Here is a 15,311-nt window from a genome sequence, read left to right on the forward strand (position 1 = left end):
GGGAGCGGCGATGTCCTTCCTGAACCCTTTTCGTGAAGCATCCGCGGACAGCCCGGCAGCAGGTATCGAGTGGGTTGACGAGGCGGAGCCCCTGCAAGAGCTGCTTGACCACGCATTGGTGCGGATCGATCAACTGGAAAAGTCGGCCAAAGCCGGCGAACAGGAGCACGGACAGTTGCGGCGCAGGCTGGACCGCCTGGAGCGTCAGCTGGGCGTGTTGATGGCCGCGCGGACGGAGGAGCGCGATGATCTGCCCGGAGCGAAGCACGGCGAGCACCAAGCGCTCGCCCGACGGTACCGCACTCTGGTCGAACAGAATCTGCTGAATTTCGCCCGTCGCTATGCCGAGCGATGCGACCGCGTCATGGACCACCCCGAACATGAGCGCGGCTATCGCTTGATGGGACTGCTGAGCGAGCAGTTGTTCACTGACGACCTCCAATCCAGCCGGGAGATGGTGCGTCGCCTTCATCTCCCGGAGGGGGACGGCTACATCGAGAACGCCCTCACCACACTCCGGGGTCACTGCTCGGAGCTGGCGGTGGAGATCCATCGTGCTGGTCTCCACCACAGCTGGGACATGGAATGCACTCCGGGCGCTGCGCTCGACCCAGCCCGCCAGGAGCACTGGCCCTCTTGTGACGAGGGAACTCCCGTTCTGTTCGTCGTGGCGCCGGCATACATCGTCGACGGACGCGCGTACTGTCTTCAGTACGTGTACACCTCCCTCTGACGCCCGGGAGGCGGGTCGTTGGTCCACTGCTCGGACCCACTATCCGCCTCGTAGCACGTGGTGTCGGCACGCTCGAGGCGCCCAGTAAGCGACTCGAAGGCGACTTGGTGGCAGAGGACAGAGCTGATGCACGTTACGCCCTACAGACGCATCTCTTCCTCGACGGCACGAGCGATCTCTGGCCACGGTGGACGCAGGCCGCCGAAGAGCGACCAGTAGCCGTACGCGTCCCGGACCAGGGCCCCGACGCCAAGGCGTGCGGCGTCTCGGTCGATAGTGCCGATGACCCGCCGGGTGATTCCTCCCGCTCCCCGGGCGGCTGGGGTGATCCCGTGCCCGAGGAGGAGCGTGGCCGTGCGGATGGCATCCAGCGTGGTAGGTGGCGCAGCCCCAGCAAACCTGCCGTAGATCAGTTGTTGCCAGCGCTCCTGGGTACGAGCCCATGCCAGGCGTTCCAGTCCGCTGCCGAGGTCTACGGCCATGCGGTCTGGGTGTTCGGTGTTCCACAGAAGGACGATGTCGCCGAGGGTGTCGTCCAGATGGCGGCAGCGCAGCGTAATTCCCGCGACCTGTCGCCGCCGCCACGAGGACAGCTCGCCGATGATGCTCAGGTGCCGTGCGTGGAAGCCGAGTTGGGAGAGGACTGTCAGCCAGTCGTCGAGAACGGCGCCGTACTCGTCCAGACTGCCTATGCGTTGGATCCGGGAAACGTTGACGAAGGAGGTGAGGAAGCCGTCCTTCAAGTGGCCGGTGGCATCGCGCTGGCCCGTGAAGCGAACGACCGGCTGCGGAAGGAACCCGCTTCGGTACGTGCGGAGTTGGCCGTCCTTGAGAAGTGGGTCGAGTGCCTGGACCGCAGAGATGGTCAGTTCGGTCTCCCGACCCCAGCGGAGGGGAAGGCAGGTATCACGTGCGACCCCAGCGCGGGCGAAGCCGGTCTCCAGGGAGTCGAGCAGCTCCCTCCAGGAAGGTGGTCTACGCGGCGGCCTGTAGGGCGTACCACGGTTCGGATGACGGACCTCGATGTGATGGCCGTCACCCGTGAACTCCCAGTGAGGGCCTAAAGCGGCGCGCATAACGATCGGTATCTGCTTGGCCAAGACGTCACCGGCCGTGGATTTCGCATGGGTCAGCACGGCCGCGTTGCCATCGCCTGGAAGTGGCGTGCCGGGTCGAAGCGCCGCATCCCGATGTCCTGGACCCGACGGTGGTCGAGACTTTCCGACTGCGCGATCGCTTCGGCGAGCCTCCGCGCGGCCGTCTCATCGTCCTCCCTCGGGTCGACGACGGCGACCGCGCCCGTCTCGTCACACAGAGCGGCCTGGGCGCATGTCCCATCCCGCCAGGTCAGAGCGGCCATGGGAGTGCCAGCGCGGAGGGATTCACCGAAGACGGCGGCCCCGGCTTCCACGTAGGCACGGGCGTACGTGTAGACGAAGACGGACGCATCGGCGATCGCGGCAGTCTTGTCAGGGCCGCCGAGTTCCCCGATCCACTTCACGTGGTCGGCCGTGAGGAGGCGCTCGTGCCGACGTACGTACTCCTCGTCGAAGACGGGACCGACGATCTGGATGCGGCGACCGAGGATCTGTGCCGCCCGTACCGCGATATGCGGGGCCTTTTCCTCGTCGATCCGGCCGAGCCAGACGAGGTCGGTGCCGGCGGTGGCCGGAGGCTCCTCCTCACGGAGACCGAGGTGAACAGCGAGTTCGGGGATTGGCCGCTGCTCGACGTACCGCTCGGTCATCTCGGGCGAGTAGCAGTAGAGCCGCGACCTCTGGCCGTCGAAGGCGGTGGCGGTGTGCTCGAAGACCGGCGAGTGCTGGAACGTGGCGACGTCGCAGTCCAGCTCGCGCCATGTACGGGTCCAGACCGGAAGCGACGGGTATTCGTGGCCCACGACCAAAAGGTCGTAGCCGCTGTCGCGCAGCTCGCGCTCGGCGAGCGATCCGGCGGTGATGTCCTCCAGGCGGACCGGCCGACGGACCCAGTCGTTTTCCAGATCCGTGAGCCAGCCCGGCCCGAGGAGGTGTACGTCGGCGCCTGCGGCTCGGGCGCCTACGGCGACCGCCCACAGCCATCGTTCGATCCCGCCGTAGCCAGCGGGTGGAAAGGCGTAGCTACCAGGGAAGTCGCAGACGCCGACGAGCACGTTATGCCTCCGGTTTTCCGTCCGCCGAGATACGGCGGAAGCCGAGGTACGGGACGAGCGATTCGGGCAGGACGATGGAGCCGTCCTGTTGCTGGCACTGCTCAAGGAGAGCGGCCAAGGTGCGGCCGATGGGGAGGCCGGAGCCGTTGAGGGTGGCGACGAGCTTGGGCTTGCCGTCCTCGCCGCGGGTCCGGATGTTGGCCCGGCGGGCCTGGAAGGTGCCGAAGTTGGAGACCGAGGAGATTTCGCGGTAGGTGTTCTGGCTCGGGATCCAGACCTCGATGTCGTAGGTGAGCTGGGCTGAGAAGCCCGTGTCACCGGCGGCCAGCTTGACGACGCGGTAGGCGAGGCCGAGTTCCTTCAGGCACGCCTCGGCGTGGCCGACCATGGTCTCCAGCGTGGCGTCCGCGTCCACCGGGTCGACCATCTGGACGATCTCGACCTTGGCGAACTGGTGCTGGCGGATCAGGCCCCGGGTGTCGCGGCCGTACGAGCCTGCTTCGGACCGGAAGCACGGCGTGTGCGCGGTGAGCGCCAGCGGCAGCTCGGCCGGAGGGATGATCTCGTCGGCGTAGAGATTGGTCAGCGGTACCTCGGCCGTCGGGATCAGGAACAGCTCGCGGTCGGCGACGCCGGTCTTGAACAGGTCCTCCTCGAACTTCGGCAGCTGCCCCGTGCCAGTCATCGTCTTGCGGGTGACCAGGTACGGGACCGCGTGCTCGACGTACCCGTGCCGACGGGTGTGCAGGTCGAGGAAGAGCGTGGCCAGGGCACGTTCCAGTGCTGCTCCGGCGCCGCGCGATACCGCGAAGCGCGGGCCGGACAGCTTCGTCGCCCGAACGAAGTCGAGGATGCCGGTGGCCTCGCCGAGGTCGACGTGATCCTTCGGCTCGGACGGGAAGGCCGGCGGAGTGCCGACCCGCCGGACCTCGACTGCGAAGTCCTCGGAGTCGCCGTCCGGGGCCGCGTCGTCAGGCAGGTTCGGGATGCTGAGGAGAAGGTCGCGGAGCTGCTCCTCGACCTGCACCTGCCCGGCCTCGATATCCCGGATCTGGTCCTTCAGCTCGCGGGCGCGCTCCTTCAGTTTGGAGATGTCGCCGCCCTGCTTGGCCGTCTGCTGGACCTCACTCGCCACCCGCTTGGACTCTGCCCGCAGCTCGTCGGCCGAGCGGATGTTCTGGTTGCGCCGAGACTGGAGAGACTCCAGCTCGGACAGGTCCAGAGAGTAACCGCGACGAGCGAGCCGACGAACCGCTTCGGCACCCATTTCGATTAGGGCGCGGGCATCATGCATGAGGAAGATCCTTTTGATCCGGCTGGTGGGATACGGAATCGACGGTAGCAACCGCCGAGCCCTCACCGATCCGGAATATGTCCGCGCCACCGCGGTCGGCGCGACCTCCGGGAACGTCCCTGTCGAGATCACTCATCAGCTCCGTGATCCAGTCCAGCAGCTCGTCGTCGGCTCGACGCACGGCGCCTCCGGGAAGAAGAGTGGCATGGCCTCCTTCGGAGATCGGCTCTGATGCCAGAGGAGCACGGAGGCCAAAAGGCCGTGGCCTACGAGAACGCGGGGACCGGGGCGCTCCAGGACGGTGAGCAATCCGGTGAGCATCCTCCGGATGCCGTCGCGCTGGGACTCCGTGCCACCCGTCGGCCGCTCGTTCGGGCCCTGGCCATCGAGCCAAACCGCGTACTCCAGAAACGGGCGGCCCTCAAACTCTCCGTAGTCGAGTTCGTTCAGACGAGGTCGATGACCAGCTCCGCCGCCGGCACTCCCATCAGCAGCGAAGCTGTCTGCTGGGCACGTGGGAACTCGCTGGTCAGCCACGTCCGCACGTTGTGGAGAGGCAGGGTGGACCAGCCTAGGCTCAGCGATTGCCGACCCTCCTCGGTCAGGTGGATGGGCTGGGACGGGTCGCCGTTGACGAGATACCGCTGGCTGTAGTTCGTCTGTCCGTGACGGAGGACGTAGGTGGTTACGAGCCACTCCTCGGGGGCGACGCGGAGAGGCCGCCCAGCACTTCCGCCATCTGCGGCGCTCTTGGGTCTCCGGCCTCCAGGTAGTAAAGGAGTCCATCGAGGGCCAGTGCTCTGCACCACGGCGCGAGCACAGGGACGGGGATCCGAGAGATCCGGGCGGCAGCGGCCAGGCGTCCGTCGATCCCGTACCCAAGGTCGTAATAGACGGTCCAGAAGGCCCAGTCGAATGCCGCGTCGCCCAGCATGGGCAGCGGATCGAGCAGGCGAGGCTGCCCCAGCCAGTCGAATGGCACGTTCTCCCGATACAGGTCCGCGTGCAGGACAGTCGTCCTGTCGCCCTCTTCCTGCAGTCCGGCGAGCGCCGGGAGCGCGGCGTCGACGAGGAGACGCCGCGCACCGAGGTCGAGCGTCTCCATCCGTCGCCGGATCCGCGGCAGCATCTCCATACTGAGGTGGTCGGCGAGCAGCGGGAAGCTGTTCGGTCTTCTCCGGCGCCGGCCAAGAGCGTGCAGCACCTGAAGGGCGGCAGCCACCATCTGAGCCTCGCGCTCTGGCCGCTCAGCGCCACCAGGGCGCCCTCCCACCAGCTCCAGGGCGGCCACCGCCTGGTCGTCAGCGGCCTCGACGACGTCCGCCGTCGGTCCGCCTGCCCACAGCCGCAGCGCACTGACTTCGTGGCGATACCGGGCGGGGTCGGTCCATGCCTTGAGGAGCAGCGGGCGCCCATCAAGAGCGGTCGCTGTCGCGATCACCGAGGCGTGTCCGGCATCGTAGTAGTCGCCGAGGGACAACTTCCAGCGTTCGGCGGCCTGTTCCAGCAGGCCCGGTGCTGCGTCCAGCCACGCCTGGGCTCCCGGCCCGTAGTGCGCGAGTAGTCGCTGCCTGCACCCTGCGGGAACCTCTCCGAGCGTCCGCGTCACCATCAGCTCAGCACGATCCCGTCGGAAACCAGCTCGTCCGTCAGGGCCGGGAACTCGCCGAGAGCCTCGGCGACCAGGGCCTGCACCTTGTCCACCTCGGCGTCGGGGGACGACAGGCGGACGAGGATGCGCCAGGGCTGATCGAGCCGCTGCCCGGTCGTGCTCACCAGGTGAACCTCGGCGTGCCCCTCGGTCGCCTCGTGGAGCCTGTGGGCGAGTCGCTGCGCGGCCACGTTGTACAGCTTGCCGACGTGGTAGACGGGGTTCTTGCCGTTGGCGCCCTCCAGGTTCATGGGCCGCAGCGGTGTGATCAGCCCGTTGACCCGGTTGCCTCGCCCCACGACGCCTTCGTCACCCGACTCGATCGAGCTGCCGGTGTAGGTGAGGTACAGCTCGTCCTTCTCCGGCACGTCGCGGGCATTCAGCCGGAAACGGGCCTCCGCTCCAGGCAACCGTAGTCCGGCGAGACGGTGACACTCGGCGAGGACCGTCTCCGCATTGAGGACGTACTCCGCCCGACTGGCGACGTGACGCGACTTCTGGGGGACGCACAGCACGATGTCGGCCTGGACTCCGTCCCAGTAGCCCATGAGTTTGACGTCAGAGCCGCACCAGGCGTGGGCGAGCGAGAACTCGCTCTTCCCGGAGAAGTGGTCCACCAGTTCCCGTACGAACGACTCGAAGGGGTTCTCCGGCGCCCAGCCGGTGCCGAGGGACGTGTCGTTGGAGAGCCGTACCCGCCGCTCACGGAGATCCTCGACGGAACGCGGGTTGAACCAGCGGGTACGGTCGGGCACCCCGTCGCCGGTGAGGACGGCACCCGGACTCGAATTGCTGGTGATGTTGAAGACGACGTCGAGGTGGTCCGAGACCTCAGGCAGCCGCTCGGCGAAGAACGCCTTGACTTCGGCCTCCACGATGTCCTCGACCGGGATCCGCTCGCCACCGCACGAGGGTGCGGCCCGTCCGTTCACGAGGACCCGCACCGGCGACGTCATCCGGCCGGCGCCGTACCGCACCTCGCTGGCTCCACCGAGGAGGGCGAGCTTGTCGAAGTTATGGTGCAGTACGGCGCCGAAGTGCTGAACCGTGTAGCGGCTGTAGGCGCGGGACAACCGCTCGGCGAGGTGGTCGGCCAGGGTGTCCGGATGGCCGAGGCCCTTGCGTTCCACGATGGTCGTCGCGTCCGGCTGAGCCATGCCGGTGTCGATGACGATGTGGCTGTTGTCGATGATCGTGCTCGTACGAGGCATCACGAACTCCCGTTCAGGGGTGGGTAGAAGGGGATGAGCGCAGGCGTCAGCACGCTTGGACGAGCCGGTGGGGCGGAGGAGTCAGCGCGGAACGCCGGCAGCGCGCAGGAGTGCGACCGTCTGAGCGAGTGACCGGTACGCGGAGGCAGCTTGTTCCTCGGTAGCGAGTCGATGGATGTCGTGGGCGGTGACGAGGTCGATGTCCTGCGTCCGACGGCGATCGAGCCAGAGGAGCAGGCGCCAGGCCAGGACCGGGCCGCTGAACGGCAACCGGGTCAGGAGATCGACCGGGATGTGTCCGGGCGGCACGCCCCCGTACAGCAGGTCGCGTACTAGGTGGAAGACCAAGTCGGCGTAGTCGACGACGGCCGGTCCGCAGGCACTCGCCTCCCAGTCGACGACGTGCAGGCGATCGCCGTCGACGAGGAGGTGCTCGGGCTTGAGGTCACCGTGCAGGTGAACGACCGGATGGGAATCGATCGGTTGGAGGGCCTCCCCCAGCACCGACCACCAAGGCAGCGACCGGCATCGAGGAGAGAACTGATCAAGCAGGAACTGGTGCGAGGAAACGACACCGGCTCGTCGAGCTTCCCAGCCAGATCCGGGAGTGGCGCCGGCAACAGGCCGGTACAGCCTGCGACTCACAGCCACGACGTGACCGATGTACTCCTCAATCGCTGAGTGCGTGCTTACGGAGCACGGCGTCCCATCCACCACCCGGAATGCCGTCCAAGACCCTGCCTCATCGTTTCTCGTGGCCAGGACGGCTGGGACCGAGATACCCAACAGGGCAGCGCGCTCGACCGTCGCGACCTCGCGCTGGCGCCGGCCTTCGGGGTCGATGCCCACGTAGACCTTCAACAAAGCACTGCCGTCCGTGGCGAACCGCGTTCTGGAGTACGGCTTGAGAGCTGCCGGGCCGAACGGGCCGAGACCCTGCTCGGTCCACGGCTCTGCCGAATTCGTGCTGCGCACCCTCCACACCCCCAGTCCGTATCAGCGAGCCGCGCCCTGCTCCCATGTGAGAAGCAGGACCGATCACCAAAGCCTGACGAAGCGAAGGGAGTTGACCACATTGCCCGGCGGCCTTTTCGATCTACTGCGACAGTAGGTACGGCACCCCGCAGCGCCCCGGAAAATCCTTCCGGGGTCGATTCCGGCCACGAGGTGATGCTCAGGACATGCGAGGGATGACAGAGAACCTGACCATCGGCGAGCGCGTGGCCTGGTACCGGCGCCGACGCGGCCTTTCCCAAGAAGTCCTGGCCGGCCTTGTCGGACGGACCACGGACTGGCTGAGCAAAGCGGAGAACAATCGGATCGAGCTCGACCGGCTCTCAGTGATCACCTCACTCGCCGAGGCCCTCGACGCCTCCCTCGGGGACCTGCTTGCCGAGCCGACCCTCATGGAGTGGTCGAACGACAGCGGCCGCCGCACGGTCCCAGCCCTGCGTGAGGCCCTCATGGACTACAAGCAGCTCACGCCGCTACTGGGGCCTGCGACCGATGATGAACCACCCGCCCTGATGGACCTCCGGGCCAACGTGGAGGAGATCCTCGACGCCTATCAGGCGTCCCGCTACGACTTCGCCACGCGACGCCTTCCCCTCGTACTGCCCGATGCCCTCGCGGCAGCCCGCGCGTACTCGGGTCGCAAGGGGGAAGAAGCTCATGCCCTGCTCGCCCTGACCTATCAAGGCGCGGCCATGGTGCTCGGCAAGGTCGGCGAGTCTGAGTTGGCATGGATCGCAGCCGACCGCGGCCTGGCGGCCGCACAGCACAGCGGCCAGAGCGCGGTGACGGGCTCGCTCTTCCGGGCGGTCGCACACTGCCTACTGGCCACCGGGCGCTTCGTCCCGGCGGTCCAGCTGGTGAACGATGCGGCGGCCGTGATGCAGCCCGGCTTGGCCACCGCGAACGACGAGTACCTCTCGGTCTACGGCACCCTCTTCCTCGCCGGCGCCATGGCGGCCGCCCGAGCGGAGGACCGGGCGACGACACAGACCTTCCTTCGCGAAGCCGACGAAGCCGCGCAACGGTTGGGCGCCGACGCCAACCACCTGTGGACTGCCTTCGGCCCGACCAACGTGGCCATCCACTGCGTCGCCACCGCCGGAGAACTCGGAGACATCCAGATAGCCGCCGACCTCGGGCAACGCATCGACACCAGCGACCTGCCCGTGGAACGGCGCGTGAGGCACAACCTGGAAGTCGCCCGAGCACTGAGCGCCTGGAACCGGACCGACGAAGCCCTGGCCACCCTGCTGGACGCCGAGCAGGCCGCCCCCGAGCAGGTGCGCCACCACTACCTGAGCCGAGAACTGGTCATCGGCTGGATCCGGGGCGCCCGAGGCCGCCCGTCCCAGCCCGTGGCAGACCTGGCGCGCAGGCTCGGCGTCGTCGGCGGTTAAAGTCCGTCTCGTGAGCGAGAACGAGCACGAAGCGAAGATGGCCCACCCGCGCATGGCAGCCGGCGCGCTCTTCTTCGACGATGCTGATCGAGTCCTGCTCGTCGAACCCTCTTACAAGGACTACCGCGACATCCCCGGCGGATACGTCGAGCACGGGGAGTCTCCCCGGCAAGCCTGCGTGCGCGAAGTCCAAGAGGAGCTGGGCATCGAGCCCCACATCGGCCGCCTGCTCGTCGTGGACTGGGCGCCGAATCCAGGGGAGGGAGACAAGGTCCTCTACCTCTTCGACGGCGGCCGTCTCGGTGCGGAACAGCGCCAACAGATCGTCCTTCAGGCCGACGAGCTCCGCAGCTACGACTTCCACGACGCCGAACAACTACCAGAACTCACCATTCCACGCCTCGCACGCCGGATCACCGCCGGGATCCAGGCCCGCACAGCCGGCCTGACCGCGTACCTGGAACAAGGGGTGTCGCCAGAAACTGGGGCTTGAGCAGGAGCCGCTTGGCCTCAGTCCGCACGACGTTCGTGAGCAGCGAAGGCTCGCTGTAATGGCGATTCTTAAACCCACGATGCATGGCCCCATGCCCGTACTGCGCTCCGGGACGCCGCAGGAACTCATACGAGTGACAACCTGAAGGGGCCGATCGTTCTCCGTCTTCCCAGACAACCAACGGCAGTACTCGTCGTCAATAACCGTTGGAGATGGCAGGATTGGGGAAGTTTCGAGTGGGGGGGCCGTTCGTGGCAGTACGCAAGACCATCGAAGTGGTGCCGCGAGCCCGGCGCACGCTGACTTCGCTTCGCAACCTGGGTTACGACCTGCGTCACGCAGTGGCAGACATCGTCGACAACAGCGTTTCCGCAGACGCAACGACTGTGCACGTCACCGTGCACTTCGACGGCACGCGTTCCTGGATCCGTATCTCGGACAACGGGCAAGGTATGGACGCCGAAACGTTGAGCGAGGCGTTCCGCTATGGGAGCGACCGTGAGTACGACAGGACGGAGTTGGGGCGCTTCGGCTTCGGCCTCAAGTCGGCGTCCACTTCCCAGTGTCGAAAGCTGACTGTCCTGTCGCGTGCGGACACCCCCGGAGCCGCGCTGGAGGCCCGTCAGCTCGACCTCGACCACATCGACGAGGTGGACAACTGGGAGATCTTCGACCTGGCCCCTGACGAGTTGCCCGAGCCGACCCGGTCCGTGCTCGGTGAGGCTTCTGGCACGGTCGTCCTGTGGGAGGGCCTCGACCGCGTTCTCCGGTATCAGGATCCGTTCGGAGGGTGGGCGAAGAAGCAGCTGATCGCTCACGCCGAGGACATCGACGAGCACTTGGGCATGGTGTTCCATCGCTTCCTTGCTGGAGAGGTTGCCGACCGAAAGCCGCTTCAAATCACGGTGAACGGGACTCCCGTGGAAGCATGGGACCCGTTCTGCCGCGCAGAGCCGAGCACCTCGGCCCTGCAAGAGGAGGACATGGAGGTGCGCTCCCTAGACGGCAACGGGATTGTGCATCTGTGTCCCTTTGTACTCCCCAACCAGAACCACTTCTCCTCGCAGGCCGCATGGAAGCGGGCTTCGGGGCCCAAGGGCTGGAATCGACAGCAGGGCTTCTACATCTACCGAGCCGATCGACTGATCCAGTCTGGTGGCTGGTGTCGCCTCCGAACCGTAGATGAGCACGCCAAGCTTGTCCGTATATCGCTGGACTTCTTCCCGGAGCTTGACAGCGCCTTCGGCGTCAACGTCGCCAAGGCATCCGTCACGCTGCCCGAGGAGCTCCGCAAGGAGCTCGCTCCGCTGGTGAAGACCTGGGGCAGGGTGGCTGACACTGCCTACCGTCAGAAGCAACGACCTCCGAGCCCGCCGCGTAGACGCCTCAAGCCGTCAGGTGCCGCGTCGGCGTCGCCAGCGACCACCGCACGTCCATCCCCTGACCAGTCCGATCCCAGCTGCGAGCAGGACTCGAGTATCAGGCCCGCAACTCTCTCACCCGCGTTGGCGAATCACCGAGGCGTCGGCACATCCTCGCGAGTGCCGGACGCCGTGCCGCTGTCAGCCCGTGGGGCATTGGAAGCTGCCGCGAGTCAAGCCGGCGAGAGTGAGGCGCTCAACCGGATCGTGTCGGCCCTGCGCACTATGTCCCCGGAGGTGGCTCATGACCTCGGTTGGTGATCGTATAGAGGGGCACCTCTTTGTCCTCAAGGCCATCATGGACAGGGACAAGCTGACCCTCGAGGACAGCCTCTCCCGCTATCCCGGCCTCGTGCCGACGGAGGACCACGACGCCGTTCGCCGCCACTGGGAACAGCAGCAGCGGACTACGACCATCATCCGTACTGTGCGCCCAACCGAGCTCACCGCTACGGGAGGGCCGCGGCCCTGGGCCGAGAACTGGAACACCGCCGAGGGCTACTACTGGGCACGTCAGCGTCGCTTCCTGAGCCACGTACTGCGCCGCCAGGACTACGAGATCGACAGCGTTGACCTGGCGAGCGACCGAGTATTGGCCCACCTGGAGAACCCGCGACACCCGCAATCGTTCAGTGTGCGCGGCCTAGTCGTGGGGCACGTACAGAGCGGCAAGACGAGCAATTTCTCCGCCCTGATAGCCAAGGCGTCCGACGCCGGCTACAAGATCATCATCGTGCTTTCCGGGCTCCACAACACCCTGCGCCAGCAGACGCAGAGGCGCCTTCAGCGCGACCTCGGCCACGAAAACGTTCCGTTCCCCAAAGGTGTGGGGCAGGGTGACCCGGAGAAGTACTGGACCTGGTTGACCCGGGACGACCTCGATGGCGACTTCGACCCAGGGGTCAATGTCGGACCTCTGCAAGGGCAGAACCAGGTCATCCTGGTAGTGAAGAAGAATAAGACACGCCTGGACCGACTTCTTGACTGGCTCGAAAACAAGGTTCCTGAGCATGTGCCAGTCCTTGTTGTCGACGACGAGGCCGACCAAGCGTCAGTGAACACGGGTGGCAACCGTCCGGATGACGAGCCAGTGTCCGAGGTCCTCGACCTCCGGGCAGCGGACTTCGACGGCGAGATGCCGGCAGACGACGAGCTGGACCCCAGCGCGATCAACCTTCGCATCCGGAGGCTGCTGCGCTGTTTCGCGCGGGTGTCCTACGTTGCCTATACGGCGACCCCCTTTGCCAACATTCTCATCAACCCCAACGCGGAAGACCGCGAAGGTGGAGACGACCTGTTCCCACGGGACTTCATCCTCACCCTGCCCCATCCTCCTGGCCAGAAATACGTCGGCTCTGACCGCCTGTTCGGCCGCGAGCAGCTCCCCGGTGAAGTCGGGCAGGTCGACGGGCTTGATGTAATTCGGATCGTTCCGGAACTCGAGGTGGAGCAGGTCATCCCTCCGAAGGGGAAGCGAAAGCCTTACACTCCCGTGATCCCAAGCACTCTCAAAGCTGCTCTTATTGACTTCTTGTTGGCAGCTGCTGGTCGGATGGCGCGGAACGGTGCCGATCAGCCTTGCACCATGCTTGTGCATATTGACATGCGCAAGGAAGCCCAGGACAAGCTCGCTGCCGAGATCACCGCCGAGCTCGGTCACATGCGACAGCAGTGGCGCTATGACCGGGAAAACTTCCTGCCCGTTCTAAGTGATCGATGGGATACTGAGTTCCGTCCGCTCACCTCGTCGATGGACCTCGACAATGACGCGCCGTTCCAGAAGCTGGAGCAGCACTTGGACGCTCTGCTCACCCCAGGAGTGGAGGTCCGGATCCTGAACTCAAACCACGAAGACGAGCTCGATTTCGAGGTAGAACCGGACCTCAAGGCCGTCTTGGTCGGAGGTAACAAGCTCTCCCGAGGTGTCACCGTCGAGGGACTACTCGTCTCGTACTTCGTAAGACGCAGCCCCTACTACGACACGCTCCTGCAGATGGGGCGTTGGTTTGGATATCGAGGCGACTACGTCGACCTGACACGCTTGTACAGCACCCAGCTGCTTGTCACGTGGTTCCATGACCTGGCCACGATCGAGGAGGAGCTTCGACGGCAGATCGAGCACTACGCACGCCGGAAACTCACACCTTGGGATGCCGCGCCACGGATCCGTAGTCACGAGAAAATGCTGCCGACAGCCAAGAACAAGATGAAGGACACCTCGCTCCAGCAGGAGTCCTTCGATGGCAGGAAACTCCAGACGCTCCGCTTCCCGTTCGATGACCCCATGATCCTTGACCTGTGTAGTGAGAACCTCGGAACCACACGCGCTCTATTGGGCTCCTTGGGAGCACCACACCGCGCAGACCCTGGACGTCTAAACTGGGAAGGCGTCAGTGCCGAGGCTGTTGTTCGATTTATCGAACTGTTCCGGTTCAGCGACCAGAGCGCTTTCGACGTGCCGTCCGTCGCGAGTTATATTCAGGCCCAGACCCAGCACAACGAACTTGTTTCCTGGCGGGTAGTAGTCTCGTCTGCCCGCGTCCGGCAGGATGAGCACCGTGCGGTCGATTTGGGCATCTCGGGACATCCAGACGTGGCAATGATCCAACGCAGCAGGCTCGCGAAGGACCCCAGTTCCCTTGGTGTGGTCACCGAGCCAGAGGACGAGCTACAAGGACTCACCCCGGCCCAGATTGAAGAGGCTCGCAAGCTGCAGGAGTCAGGGGGTTTCTCCACGCTCGGTGATGCGTTCAGGTCCCAACGGTCGCCGCGAGAGGGATTGCTCGTCCTCTACCCCATCGATCCGAGCAGTGGAGTGGGCGCCAACGCGAAGAACCGACGAAAGCTGTTCGATGAGGGAATCAAGCGGCCCGAATGCGTTTTGGCATACGCGGTTTCTTTTCCCTACTCCACGAGCCCGAGGAGCCTTCCCTACGTGGTTGGACATAAGGCAGGGCGCTCGTGAACGCGGCTGAGCTGGAGAACCTGTGGAGTCAGATTCCGGATGCACCAGCTCCTGGCCTACTGTCTGCGGAGAAGCTGCCAGCCGATGATCTGTGGGCCGCGGTAGATGCCGACGGGCACTGTCATCTACTGCTACACGTGCCGCCAGGCACACAAGCGCCGAGCACCCTCACCAAGGGCCTCCAAGTCCGGGTGGGCGAGCATCAAGTGGCCGGTCAACCGGTCAGCGATTATCTGGATGTTGCCTGCTTGGACGCAGCAGCAGTGACAACTTTCGCTGCCGTGGCCGCTGACATCATTCACCTCGCTGGATCACTGCAGGGAGTGGAGAGGGCCGCCGCTGTGGGTGACGTCCTTGAGCGGTGGAAGTGGTTCTGGGAGGTGGACTCTAGCCGCCTCACCAACAACGACGCATTGGCTCTCTTTGCGGAGCTGTGGTTTCTGGTGCGGTGGGCCGGCGTGACGCCGGCCCATATAGACGCCTGGACAGCGTCCGAGGGATCCCGCCACGACTTCCAATGGCCGAACGCATCCGTCGAAGTCAAGGCCACCGCCCGTAGTGGCGATGCCGGCAGCGTCCACACGATCCGGAGCCTAGACCAACTCGCAGCTCCGGAGACGGGGGAACTCTATCTCTTCAGCCTCCGCGTGACGCGGGACCAACTGGCCAACAACACGCTGCCCAAGCTCGTCGACAGGGTGGCAACGGACCTAGCGGATCACCCAGCCGCCCGAGAGCGATTCCTACAAAAGGTTGGGAAGCGAGGCTACAGTCCAGTCCAACGTAAGACCCATGAGATTCCCTACCGAATTGTTGAGGAGTGCCTCTACCGGGTCACGGACGACTTCCCCCGCCTGACTCACGATTCCTTCCCCACTGGATTGCCAGGCGGAGTCGTGCGAGTCTCGTACGACCTCGACTTGGCTGCTTGTGGGGCGTGGCTGCTTTCCACCAATCCCAGAGACTGGTCACCCATCTAA

The 15,311-nt window shown here is 65.5% G+C and carries 14 protein-coding genes and 1 pseudogene; 7 read left to right on the forward strand and 8 right to left on the reverse strand.

What is annotated here, in order from left to right:
* Window positions 1–10 precede the first annotated feature (10 nt).
* Window positions 11–733, forward strand: coding sequence for a hypothetical protein (locus ACFYNP_RS00845; RefSeq protein WP_388781330.1), 723 nt, complete (start codon window positions 11–13; stop codon window positions 731–733).
* 140 nt (window positions 734–873) lie between these two features.
* On the opposite strand, the gene ACFYNP_RS00850 is transcribed toward ACFYNP_RS00845, so the two are convergent.
* From ACFYNP_RS00850 to serS, 3 genes are read right to left on the reverse strand one after another with little or no spacing between them, the layout of a single operon-like run.
* Window positions 874–1,869, reverse strand: a complete 996-nt coding sequence (locus ACFYNP_RS00850; RefSeq protein ID WP_388781333.1) for a hypothetical protein — start codon at window positions 1,867–1,869, stop codon at window positions 874–876.
* The gene (locus ACFYNP_RS00855; protein ID WP_388781335.1) at window positions 1,863–2,885 is read right to left on the reverse strand and encodes a glycosyltransferase; all 1,023 of its coding nucleotides are present in this window, start codon (window positions 2,883–2,885) and stop codon (window positions 1,863–1,865) included. The genes ACFYNP_RS00850 and ACFYNP_RS00855 overlap by 7 nt, the downstream gene beginning before the upstream one ends.
* A gap of 1 nt (window position 2,886) precedes the next feature.
* Complete coding sequence (gene serS / locus ACFYNP_RS00860) at window positions 2,887–4,179, reverse strand: serine--tRNA ligase (protein ID WP_388781337.1); 1,293 nt, start codon at window positions 4,177–4,179, stop codon at window positions 2,887–2,889.
* Here serS and ACFYNP_RS00865 point away from each other — a divergent pair.
* The gene (locus ACFYNP_RS00865; protein WP_388782243.1) at window positions 4,178–4,411 is read left to right on the forward strand and encodes a hypothetical protein; all 234 of its coding nucleotides are present in this window, start codon (window positions 4,178–4,180) and stop codon (window positions 4,409–4,411) included. The genes serS and ACFYNP_RS00865 overlap by 2 nt on opposite strands.
* Here the strand turns inward: ACFYNP_RS00865 and ACFYNP_RS00870 are convergent.
* From ACFYNP_RS00870 to ACFYNP_RS00890, 5 genes and pseudogenes are all read right to left on the reverse strand, one after another.
* Window positions 4,315–4,629: a histidine phosphatase family protein gene (locus tag ACFYNP_RS00870; protein ID WP_388782210.1), complete on the reverse strand. Its 315-nt coding sequence runs from the start codon at window positions 4,627–4,629 to the stop codon at window positions 4,315–4,317. The two genes, ACFYNP_RS00865 and ACFYNP_RS00870, sit on opposite strands and share 97 nt — an antisense overlap.
* A pseudogene (locus ACFYNP_RS00875) lies at window positions 4,626–4,799 on the reverse strand (histidine phosphatase family protein); the annotation flags it as partial. The pseudogene ACFYNP_RS00875 and the gene ACFYNP_RS00870, both read right to left, overlap by 4 nt.
* 65 nt (window positions 4,800–4,864) lie before the next feature.
* A complete protein-coding gene (locus ACFYNP_RS00880; protein ID WP_388781340.1) occupies window positions 4,865–5,791 on the reverse strand; it encodes an aminoglycoside phosphotransferase family protein in 927 nt (308 codons plus the stop codon).
* The gene (locus ACFYNP_RS00885; RefSeq protein ID WP_388781343.1) at window positions 5,791–7,041 is read right to left on the reverse strand and encodes a methionine adenosyltransferase; all 1,251 of its coding nucleotides are present in this window, start codon (window positions 7,039–7,041) and stop codon (window positions 5,791–5,793) included. The genes ACFYNP_RS00880 and ACFYNP_RS00885 overlap by 1 nt, the downstream gene beginning before the upstream one ends.
* A gap of 81 nt (window positions 7,042–7,122) precedes the next feature.
* The gene (locus ACFYNP_RS00890) at window positions 7,123–8,016 is read right to left on the reverse strand and encodes an aminoglycoside phosphotransferase family protein (RefSeq protein WP_388781345.1); all 894 of its coding nucleotides are present in this window, start codon (window positions 8,014–8,016) and stop codon (window positions 7,123–7,125) included.
* Window positions 8,017–8,231: 215 nt separating this feature from the next.
* Between ACFYNP_RS00890 and ACFYNP_RS00895 the strand changes: the two genes are divergently transcribed.
* From ACFYNP_RS00895 to ACFYNP_RS00915, 5 genes are all read left to right on the forward strand, one after another.
* Complete coding sequence (locus tag ACFYNP_RS00895; RefSeq protein ID WP_388781348.1) at window positions 8,232–9,452, forward strand: helix-turn-helix domain-containing protein; 1,221 nt, start codon at window positions 8,232–8,234, stop codon at window positions 9,450–9,452.
* Between the two features lie 10 nt (window positions 9,453–9,462).
* Window positions 9,463–9,945, forward strand: a complete 483-nt coding sequence (locus tag ACFYNP_RS00900) for an NUDIX domain-containing protein (RefSeq protein ID WP_388781351.1) — start codon at window positions 9,463–9,465, stop codon at window positions 9,943–9,945.
* A 251-nt stretch (window positions 9,946–10,196) separates the two neighbouring features.
* A complete protein-coding gene (locus tag ACFYNP_RS00905) occupies window positions 10,197–11,627 on the forward strand; it encodes an ATP-binding protein (RefSeq protein ID WP_388781353.1) in 1,431 nt (476 codons plus the stop codon).
* Window positions 11,611–14,331 carry a Z1 domain-containing protein gene (locus ACFYNP_RS00910; protein WP_388781355.1) on the forward strand — a complete coding sequence of 907 codons (2,721 nt, stop codon included), beginning with the start codon at window positions 11,611–11,613 and terminating at the stop codon, window positions 14,329–14,331. Before ACFYNP_RS00905 ends, ACFYNP_RS00910 begins: the two co-directional genes overlap by 17 nt.
* A complete protein-coding gene (locus tag ACFYNP_RS00915) occupies window positions 14,328–15,311 on the forward strand; it encodes a PD-(D/E)XK motif protein (RefSeq protein WP_388781358.1) in 984 nt (327 codons plus the stop codon). The genes ACFYNP_RS00910 and ACFYNP_RS00915 overlap by 4 nt, the downstream gene beginning before the upstream one ends.

It is taken from the genome of Streptomyces sp. NPDC006691 (assembly GCF_042869955.1).
Taxonomy (GTDB): domain Bacteria; phylum Actinomycetota; class Actinomycetes; order Streptomycetales; family Streptomycetaceae; genus Streptomyces.

Bases quoted from the DNA above. Each gene is read 5' to 3' on its own strand.
- ACFYNP_RS00885 (WP_388781343.1), bottom strand. From the start codon at position 7,041: ATGCCTCGTACGAGCACGATCATCGACAACAGCCACATCGTCATCGAC.
- serS (WP_388781337.1), bottom strand. From the start codon at position 4,179: ATGCATGATGCCCGCGCCCTAATCGAAATGGGTGCCGAAGCGGTTCGT.
- ACFYNP_RS00865 (WP_388782243.1), top strand. From the start codon at position 4,178: ATGAGGAAGATCCTTTTGATCCGGCTGGTGGGATACGGAATCGACGGT.
- ACFYNP_RS00895 (WP_388781348.1), top strand. From the start codon at position 8,232: ATGACAGAGAACCTGACCATCGGCGAGCGCGTGGCCTGGTACCGGCGC.
- ACFYNP_RS00910 (WP_388781355.1), top strand. From the start codon at position 11,611: ATGACCTCGGTTGGTGATCGTATAGAGGGGCACCTCTTTGTCCTCAAG.
- ACFYNP_RS00845 (WP_388781330.1), top strand. From the start codon at position 11: ATGTCCTTCCTGAACCCTTTTCGTGAAGCATCCGCGGACAGCCCGGCA.
- ACFYNP_RS00880 (WP_388781340.1), bottom strand. From the start codon at position 5,791: ATGGTGACGCGGACGCTCGGAGAGGTTCCCGCAGGGTGCAGGCAGCGA.